Source organism: Micromonospora qiuiae (genome assembly GCF_016863555.1).
Classification (GTDB): domain Bacteria; phylum Actinomycetota; class Actinomycetes; order Mycobacteriales; family Micromonosporaceae; genus Micromonospora; species Micromonospora qiuiae.
Genome location: NZ_BOPC01000065.1, coordinates 43,821 through 50,220 on the forward strand (window position 1 = coordinate 43,821; position 6,400 = coordinate 50,220).

The window sequence follows — 6,400 nt, forward strand, 5'->3', positions numbered from 1 at the left end:
TCCCGCCCGGGCTACCAGCCCGATAACAGCTCCGTCGATATGCTGCGGGAATGGGTCGGTGGAGGTTTGTGGGCCGCCGGGCGGAACTCGACCGTCTGTACAGGGCGGTGACCGGGACGCTCGGGCGTGGCATCTTTTTCACCGGCAGCGCGGGCATCGGCAAGAGCCGGTTGTTACGGGAGGGAGTGGACGCTCTCCCCGGAGACCAGTACGCGGTCGGATGGATCGCGGCCAGCGCCACCACCGCGGCGGTGCCGTTCGGCGGCCTGGTGCAGGTACTTCCGGTCGAACAGCCGCAAGGGCTGTCGCCGGCGGGCATCCTCCGGTGGGCCGTCGACCTGTTGCAGCAGCAGGCCGCCGGGCGGCGGATCGTGCTCGCCGTGGACGACGCGCACCTGCTGGACTCACCCACGGCCGCACTGGTGCACCTGGTGGCCCGGGCGGAGAACGCCTGTGTGGTGGGCACCCTGCGCGACGGCGAGCAGGTCCCGCTACCGATTCGTGCACTGTGGACCGACGATCTGGTCGAGCACGCCGAGCTGAGTCCGCTGCCGCCCACCGATACCGCCGGTCTGCTCGCCGCCATCCTGGAAGGTCCGGTCGAACACCGCACGGCGGACCGGCTGGGCAAACTGAGCGCTGGCAACCCGCTGCTGCTGCGCGAGCTGGTGCACGCCGTGCAGGGCAGCAAGGAACTCACCGAGCAGTACGGGCTCTGGACCTGGACCGGCCGGCTGGAGCTGGCACCCAGCCTGACCGAGCTGGTCGACATTCGGATCGGCCGCCTCAGCCCCGGCGTACGGACGGTGGTCGAGTTGGTCGCCTTCGGCGAGCCGCTGGGCCTGCGACTGCTCGACACGGTCGTGGAGGAGGCCGACGTGGAGACCGCCGAGGAGCGCGGGTTGATCATGATGGTCAACTCCGACCGGCGGCTCGACGTCCGGCTGGGCCATCCGCTCTACGGCGAGGTGGTCCGCCGGCAGTGCCCGGTCAGCCGGACCCGCCGGTTGCAGGCGCACCTGGCCGAACTGCTGGAGGGGGTGGGCAAGCGACGGCGGGAGGACCTGCTGCGGGTGGCGGTCTGGCGGCTGGACTCCGGCACCGCGCAGGATCCCGCGATGCTGATCGCCGCGGCCGGGCAGGCGTTCGCGCGCTACGACGTACCGCTGGCGACCCGGCTGGCCCGCGCGGCGCTCGACGCCGGCGGCGGGTTCGACGCGGCCGAACTGCTGGCCACCATCCTGATGTTCGCCGACCGGCCGGCCGAGGCGCTCGGGGTGCTCGACGCGGTCGCCACCGACACGGGCGACGAGGAGCGGCTCAGCCGATGGCTGACGGTCCGGGGCATGGTCAGTTACTGGGGGCTGAGCCAGGAATCCACGGTGGAGGAAATCGCCCGGCGCGGTACGGAGCTGAATGATCTCGCGGCCCAGGCCAGGGTGTCCGCCTTCGAGTCGATCATGCGCCTGCACCGGCTGGACGCCCCGACCGCGCTTCGGCTCGCCCAGGGCGTGCTGGACCGGCCGGCAGCCAGCGTGGCCGCCCGCGAACTGGCCCGCTGCACCATCGCCCACCTACAGGCTGTGCAGGGGCAGCTGCGCCGCAGCGCCATGGCGGTGGACCTCGTCCAGGCGAAGGCGGCCAGTTGGCGGGTGGACATGCCGTATCTGCAACTGGCGGTGGAGCTGGCCCGGGGCACCCGACTGGTGATCTCCGGCGACCTGGCCGGCATCGACACCCTGGTCGCCGACGAGTTCGCCGACCTGGCCGACGCGGGAGACTTCCGGCTCGGCAGCGGCTACCTGGCCATCCTGCGGGCGTACGCGGCGCGACTGCGCGGGCGCAGCGACACCGCGATGCAGGCGGCCCTCGGCGCCTGCGCGATCCTGGCGACCAGCCGGGTCTACGCCGGGCTGGCCCAGGCGGAGCGCGCCCAGGCCGCGGCGCTGCGCGGTGACGCCCGGCAGGCAGCCGAGGCGATGGCCGAGGCCGACAACAGCCACGCGCGGAGCATGGCGGTGCTGTACCCGTGGCTGGAACAGGCCCGGGCGGCCACGCTCGCCGCCGGCGGCGACCTGCCCGGCGCGGTGACGCACCTGCACGGGCTGGTCGGGCGGCTGCGTGCCGACGGCTTCGCCGGATACGAGACGCTGGTGCTGCACGACCTGGTGCGCCTGGGCCAGGCCACCGCGCCGACCGGGCCGACCTGCTCCGACGGCAGCTGCCGTACGGTCGCGCAGCGGTTGACGGAGCTGTCGGAGCAGGTCGACGGCGAGTTGCCTCCGCTGCTGGCCCGGCACGCCCGGGCGGCGGCCGACGGCTCGCCCGAGCAACTGATGTCCGTCGCCGACGGCTTCATGGAGCTCGGGCTGGCACTGCCCGCCGCCGAGGCCGCGGCAGTCGCGTTGCACCTGTTGCGTCGGGACCGCTCCCCGGACATCGCGGCAGCCAGCGAACGGCTCGCCGTCCTGCTCGGCTGCTGTGACATCGTGCACACTCCGGCCCTGCGGACGGCCACGCCGACGCTGACCGATCGGGAGTGGCAGGTGGCCCGGCGCGCGGCGGACGGCGAGACCAGCCGGGCCATCGCCGAGCAGCTCTTTCTCTCGACCCGGACGGTGGAGAACCACCTGCAACGGATCTACAGCAAGCTCGGGGTGACCGGGCGGGCGGAGCTGCGGGCGGCGTTGCGGACGATCCCGGGCCATGACGACACGGCGGCGACGTGAACCCTAGGCTGAGGATGTGCACACCCTCAGTCCCGCACTGCTGACCGATCACTACGAGCTGACCATGATCAGCGCCGCCCTGCGGGACGGCACCGCGCATCGCCACTGCGTGTTCGAGGTGTTCACCCGCCGGCTGCCCGCCGGCCGCCGCTACGGCGTGGTCGCCGGCACCGCCCGGCTGATCGACCTGATCCGCGAGTTCCGCTTCGGCCCGGCCGACATCGACTTCCTGCGCCGCAGCGGTGTGGTCGACGAGCAGGCCGCCGCCTGGCTGGCCGACTACCGGTTCACCGGCGACATCGACGGGTACGCCGAGGGTGAGCTGTTCTTTCCCGGCTCGCCGATCCTGACCGTTTCCGGCACCTTCGCCGAGTGCGTGGTGCTGGAGACACTGGTGCTCTCAGTGCTCAACCACGACTGCGCGGTGGCCGCCGCGGCGGCCCGGATGGTGACCGCGGCCCGGGGCCGGACCCTGATCGAGATGGGGGCACGGCGGACGCACGAGGAGGCGGCGGTCGCCGCCGCCCGCGCGGCGTACCTGGCCGGGTTCCGGTTCACCTCCAACCTGGCCGCCGGCCAGCGGTACGGCATCCCCACCGCGGGGACCGCCGCGCACGCCTTCACCCTGCTGCAGGACGACGAGCGGGCCGCGTTCGCCTCGCAGGTCGCCACGCTGGGCAAGGAGACCACGCTGCTGGTGGACACGTACGACATCAGCGAGGGCATTCGCAACGCGATCGACGTTGCCGGGCCCGAGCTGCGGGCCGTCCGGATCGACTCCGGCGACCTGGCCGTGATCGCTCAACAGTCCCGTCAGTTGCTGGACTCGCTCGGCGCCACCGAGACCAAGATCATCGTTTCTGGTGATCTCGACGAGTACGCCATCGCCGCGCTGGCCGCCGAACCCGTGGACATGTACGGTGCGGGCACCGCCGTGGTCACCGGCTCCGGAGCACCGACGGCGGGCCTGGTCTACAAGCTGGTCGAGGTGGAGGGCTACGCAGTGGTCAAGCGCTCCGAGCAGAAAGCCACCATCGGCGGGCGCAAGGTGGCCGTCCGGCGACACAAACCCACCGGCACCGCCACCGAGGAAATCATCGTCCCGCAGGGCGTGCCGGACCGCCGCCCCAACGACCGGCTGCTGCAACAGTCGTACGTGGTGGACGGTGAGCCAATGGCGCTGCCGACGCTGGACGAGTCGCGGGAGCACCTGCGGCAGTGCCTGATCTCCATTCCGTGGGAGGGCCTGAAGCTTTCCGCGGGCGACCCGGCGATCCCGGTCACCGTGGTACCCGCCGATTGAAAGGAGCGAGTTCGGTGAGCAACGCGCTGATCATCATCGACGTGCAGAACGACTTCTGCGAGGGCGGATCGCTGGCCGTGGCGGGGGGTGCGGCCGTGGCCGCCGGCATCTCCCGGCTGTTGGCCGCCGAGCCGGACCGCTGGGACCACGTGGTGGCGACCAAGGATTTCCACATCGATCCCGGCCTGCACTTCGGCGACCCGCCGGACTACGTGAGCACCTGGCCCCGGCACTGCGTGGTCGGCACGCCCGGCTCGGAGTTCCACCCGGAACTGGCCACCGACCGGATCGAGGCGATCTTCCACAAGGGTGAGTACTCTGCCGCGTACTCCGGCTTCGAGGGGCGCGCCGAGAACGACGAGGGTCTGGCCGACTGGCTGCGCCGGCACGGGGTGGACCGGGTCGACGTGGTCGGCATCGCCACCGACCACTGCGTCCGGGCCACCGCCCTGGACGCGGCCCGGGAGGGCTTCGCCACCACCGTGCTGCTGGACCTGACCGCGGCCGTCGCACCGGACACCACCGACGTCGCGTTGCGCGCCTTCGACGGTGCCGGGATCACCATGCACGGCGCCCCTGTGATCAGAGCCGCATGATCCGGTAATACATTGGCGAGGGGTCCTGCCTTCCGTCGAGGATGTCCGACGGAGGTACGGACCGTTGTGAACATGAAGCCTTACCGGGCGGCGCTCGCCCTGCCCGGCCTGAGGTCGTTGCTGTTGGTGGCGGTACTGGCCCGCCTCCCGATGACCGCGATCGGCGTGACGCTGACGTTCTATGTCGTGCAGGATCTCGGGCGCGGCTACGGGGCGGCCGGCCTGGTCGGCGCGGCGATCACCGTCGGCGCGGCGATCGGCAGCCCGCTGCTCGGCCGGCTGGTGGACCATCGCGGCTTGCGTCCGGTGCTGGTCCTCACCACCGTTGCCGAGGCGATCTTCTGGTCCACCGCGCCGATGCTCTCCTACCCGCTGCTGCTGCCCGCCGCCTTCCTGGCCGGCCTGCTGGCGTTGCCGGTCTTCTCGGTGATCCGGCAGTCCATCGCCGCGCTGGTCCCACCGGAGCAGCGTCGACCGGCGTACGCGCTGGACTCGATGTCCGTCGAGCTGTCGTTCATGATCGGCCCCGCCCTCGCCACGGTCGGTGTGACCACCATCTCGGCCCGCCTCACGCTCCACCTGGTCGGCGCCGGCATCGTCGCCGCCGGCATCGTGCTGTGGCTGCTCAACCCGCCGGTGCGCAGCGCCGGCGAGGCGACCGGGCCACAGCCGAGGATCCCCCGCCGGCAGTGGCTCACCTCGCGGATGGTCGCCGTGTTCGCGGTGAGCACCGCGGCCACCCTGGTGCTCGGCGGCACCGACGTTGCGGTCATCGCCATGCTGCGGGAGAACGGCGATGCCGCCTTCACCGGCGCCGTACTCTCCGTGTGGGCGGTCGCGTCGCTGGTGGGTGGCTTCGCGTACGGCGCGATCCACCGCACGTTCCCCCCGGTCGTGCTGATGGGCGCGTTGAGCCTGTGCACCATCCCGGTCGGGCTGGGCGGCTCGCACTGGTGGCTGCTCTGCCTGGCGCTGATCCCCGCCGGCATGCTCTGCGCACCCACCCTCGCGGCCACCTCCGACACGGTCAGCCATCTCGCTCCGGCCAGCGTCCGGGGCGAGGCGATGGGGCTGCACGGCTCGGCGGTCACCGTCGGCATCGCCGTCGGCGCCCCGCTGGCCGGAGCCGTGATCGACGCCTCGGCGCCGCTGTGGGGCTTTGCCGCCACCGGCGTGATCGGCGCCGTGGTCGCGCTAGCGGTGCTGCCGACCGCGCTACGCCGCCCCCGCCCCACCACCCCGGGCGCCGAACCCGCACCCGCACCCGCACCCGCCAACATGCCCGCCACCCCCACCGGAACCGCCTGATCCACCCACCCCCACCGGAACCATCTGATCCACCCACCCCCCACCCCAACACCGCACACCGAGTCGACGCTCGGATTGCCGGCCCTGCTCGGATTGCCGGCCCTCCCCTCTACTGCCCCGTACACCCCCTGGCAGGCAATCTTGGACACTTTCTGCCCCCAGAGGGGCCTTCCGAGTCCAAGATCCACCACACTGGGGGGGGTGACTTTCAGGACATATCGGGGCGAGGTGATTCTGCGCACCGGTCAGTTCGCCGCCTCCCGAGGACATCTCGACGTCGCTGCATTGGCGCACTCCTCAGGTCCGCCTGATGCGGCACGCGCCGAGGCCCGCGATCTTGCACTTTTGGTCGCCCATTCGCGGCTTTTGACCCAGTATCGAGCGACCGAAAGTGCAAGATCGCGGAGGGGTGAGGCGCGGAGAAGGGGCGGGGTGGGGCGGGGTGGGGCGGGGCAGGGCGGGGT

At 72.0% G+C, this 6,400-nt stretch carries 4 protein-coding genes; all 4 read left to right on the forward strand.

Annotated elements, in window-relative coordinates; genetic code table 11:
• The first annotated feature begins 107 nt into the window (after positions 1 to 107).
• The 4 genes from Vqi01_RS22135 (at position 108) to Vqi01_RS22150 (ending at position 5,936) form a co-directional block, all read left to right on the forward strand.
• Positions 108 to 2,729, forward strand: a complete 2,622-nt coding sequence (locus Vqi01_RS22135; RefSeq protein ID WP_239098576.1) for a LuxR C-terminal-related transcriptional regulator — start codon at positions 108 to 110, stop codon at positions 2,727 to 2,729.
• A 16-nt stretch (positions 2,730 to 2,745) separates the two neighbouring features.
• On the forward strand, positions 2,746 to 4,032 hold the full coding sequence (locus Vqi01_RS22140) for a nicotinate phosphoribosyltransferase (RefSeq protein ID WP_204036752.1): 1,287 nt from the start codon (positions 2,746 to 2,748) through the stop codon (positions 4,030 to 4,032).
• 14 nt (positions 4,033 to 4,046) lie between these two features.
• A complete protein-coding gene (locus tag Vqi01_RS22145; protein ID WP_204036753.1) occupies positions 4,047 to 4,628 on the forward strand; it encodes an isochorismatase family protein in 582 nt (193 codons plus the stop codon).
• A 72-nt stretch (positions 4,629 to 4,700) separates the two neighbouring features.
• Positions 4,701 to 5,936 carry an MFS transporter gene (locus Vqi01_RS22150; protein WP_204036754.1) on the forward strand — a complete coding sequence of 412 codons (1,236 nt, stop codon included), beginning with the start codon at positions 4,701 to 4,703 and terminating at the stop codon, positions 5,934 to 5,936.
• Positions 5,937 to 6,400: the final 464 nt, after the last annotated feature.